Annotated in this window: 2 protein-coding genes; both read right to left on the reverse strand. The window is 59.5% G+C overall.

Features of this window, described 5'->3' with window-relative positions; all coding sequences use genetic code 11:
* Positions 1–131: 131 nt before the first annotated feature.
* A complete protein-coding gene (gene istB, locus ACEWPM_RS19735; RefSeq protein WP_116560052.1) occupies positions 132–860 on the reverse strand; it encodes an IS21-like element helper ATPase IstB in 729 nt (242 codons plus the stop codon).
* Positions 790–2358: an IS21 family transposase gene (gene istA, locus ACEWPM_RS19740; protein ID WP_393964163.1), complete on the reverse strand. Its 1569-nt coding sequence runs from the start codon at positions 2356–2358 to the stop codon at positions 790–792. The genes istB and istA overlap by 71 nt, the downstream gene beginning before the upstream one ends.
* Positions 2359–2473: the final 115 nt, after the last annotated feature.

A 2473-nucleotide genomic window follows, 5' to 3' on the forward strand; every position in this document is an offset into this window, starting at 1 on the left:
TGTCAATCAGCATTCAAAATTGACCCCTTATCGGCGTCCAATACTGACCCCCTCTGGTTCTGAGCTGGCCCGCCGCTGCGTAGCCCTCATGTAGCGCAGCGGCGGCGGGCCAGCGTGGCAGCTGCTTGGCGTTATGCCCGGTTCTTGAAGCGCCAGCTTTCGTTGCCGGTTTCGACAATCTCACAATGATGCGTGAGCCGGTCGAGCAGCGCGGTGGTCATCTTGGCATCACCGAACACGCTCGGCCATTCGCCGAAGGCGAGGTTGGTTGTGACGATGATCGAGGTTCGTTCGTAAAGCTTACTGATAAGATGGAACAGAAGCTGGCCGCCAGTCTGTGCGAAGGGCAGATATCCCAACTCGTCCAGGATCAGGAAGTCGAGACGGGAGATCAGGTCGGCGGTTCGGCCTTGTCGTTCGGCGCGGGCTTCGGCGTCCAGCTTGTTCACCAGATCGACGACATTGAAGAACCGTCCACGACGACCAGCTCTGATGCAGGATCTGGCAATGCTGACTGCAAGGTGTGTTTTGCCGCTTCCGGTGCCGCCAATCAGCACGAGGTTGCGCTGATGATCGAGGAAGTCTCCGGTGGCCAGATCGCGGACCAGAGTTTCATTGACCTCAGTCGCCTCGAAGTCGAACTCGTCCAGTTCCTTGGCAAGCGGCAGCTTGGCGATGGTCATCTGGTATTTGATCGACCGCGCCTGCTTCTCGCTGATCTCGGCGGTCAGCAAATCCCCGATGATCTGTTGCGGCTCATGCTGGCGCTTCAGTGCTGTCGTGATGATCTCATCGTAAGACGCCCTCATCCCGTAGAGCTTTAGCTTCCCCATCGCGTCGAGCACCTCTGAGCGTTCCATCATTCTTTCTCCTCAAGCTGTCATAGCGGTCACAATTGGCGGCTGGCTCGCACGAGAGCCGTAGAGCGTCCGGGGTGGTGATCGTCAGGGGCGGCAGTGGTTCGCGATGGCGGGCTAGGATGTTCAGCACGACACCCGCGGAATGAACATTGTGCGCCAAAGCTTCCGCACAGGCCGCCTCCACGGCCTCCAGGCCATCGGTCAACATGGCTCCGAGGATATCGACCATCTGTCGGTCGCCGCCGGGTTGGCGTTCCAGCTTGCGCTGAACTCGGCGGATCGCGGTTGGCAACTCCCACTCCTTGAAGGGCGCACCGTTGCGCAAAGCACCGGGTTTGCGAGCCAGAATGGGTATGTAATGCAGGGGATCATATATGGTTTTGCCACGACCGAAGGCGCGCTCATGGCAGCCGACGATCCGACCGTCCTGCCAGCATTCCACGCGGTCGGCATAGGCGCGGATCTCGATCGGACGTCCCACCGCTCGGGCCTCAACCGAGTATCTGTTGTTGTCGAAACGCACGAGGCAAGTCTTCGACACCGATGCCGGCACGGCGTGGAAGCCATCGAACGATCCGACATAGGGCACGAGGCTCGGTCGCTCGTCCTTGAACATTTCCCAGATGGACTTCTCGCGTATCTCAGGGTGTTTTTGGGCCTTTGCGTAGGCGAGACAGCGGTCCTCAAGCCAGGCATTTAGTTCGGCATAAGATTTGAACTTCGGGCGCGGCACGAAGAACCGACGCCGCAGCACGCCGACTTGGTTCTCGACCTGACCCTTCTCCCAGCCCGATGCCGGGGTGCAGGCCACGGGATCAACCAGATAGTGCCCGCACATCTGCTGGAACCGACGGTTGTAGGCACGCTCCTTGCCCACGAAGATCGCATCAACCGCTGTCTTCATATTGTCGTAGATTCCCCGGGCGCAGGCGCCGCCAAAAAATGCGAACGCCTTGTCGTGCGCGTCGAACACCATCTCCTGCGTCTCACGCGGATAAGCCCGCACGAACGGCATTCGGCTGTGGCAGAGGCGAATATGGGCGACCTTCACGGTCGTGGTGACGCCATCGATCAGAACGATCTCATGGCTCCAGTCGAACTGGTAGGCCTCGCCGGGATCGAAGCTCAGCGGCACATAGGCGCTGGCCGAGGCTTCCTGTGTTGCCTTCGACCAACTGGCTGCGTAGCGCCGCACGGCATCATAGCCGCCGCCGTAGCCGCGGTTGCGAAGCTCCTCGTAGATCCTGACAAGCGTCAGGCGTTCCCGCTTCGACCGCCGGGCATTCTCGGCCAGAATGCTATCCAGATCAGCACGCCACGGATCAATCTTGGGGCGAGGCTGCGTTGTGCGGTCGTAGGTGAATTCCGTCGCGCCTGAGCGGATGACCTTGCGCACCGTATTGCGAGACAATCGCAGATCCCGACAAATCTGCTTGATCGACTTACCGTCTATGAAATGCGCGCGCCTGATCTTCGCAATCGTCTCCACAACCAACATCCCCTCATTGCTCCCCCTTGCCTTGGAAGGAGCATCTGATCCAAATTTATCAGGGGGGTCACTTTTGGACGCCGATCACCCCAATACAGGGGTCAAAGTTGCATGCTGATCCACA

It is taken from the genome of Roseovarius maritimus, assembly GCF_043355895.2.
GTDB lineage: Bacteria > Pseudomonadota > Alphaproteobacteria > Rhodobacterales > Rhodobacteraceae > Roseovarius > Roseovarius maritimus.